This is a genomic window from Paenibacillus sp. J31TS4, from assembly GCF_018403265.1.
Taxonomy (GTDB): domain Bacteria; phylum Bacillota; class Bacilli; order Paenibacillales; family NBRC-103111; genus J31TS4.
Window position 1 is genome coordinate 1 of the sequence record NZ_BOSI01000058.1, and the last position, 227, is coordinate 227.

1 rRNA gene is annotated in these 227 nt (G+C 52.4%); it reads left to right on the forward strand.

Annotation, left to right across the window (positions count from 1 at the left end):
• Window positions 1–4: 4 nt before the first annotated feature.
• Window positions 5–227, forward strand: a 16S ribosomal RNA gene (locus tag KJS47_RS23965); the annotation flags it as partial.

The following is a 227-nucleotide window of genomic DNA, read 5'->3' on the forward strand; positions in this document are numbered from 1 at the left end:
CACTTTTATGGAGAGTTTGATCCTGGCTCAGGACGAACGCTGGCGGCGTGCCTAATACATGCAAGTCGAGCGGAGTTGATGAGAAGCTTGCTTCTCTGATGCTTAGCGGCGGACGGGTGAGTAACACGTAGGCAACCTGCCCATAAGATCGGGATAACTCACGGAAACGTGAGCTAAGACCGGATAGTTGAGAATGTCGCCTGGCATTCTCAGGAAAGACGGAGCAA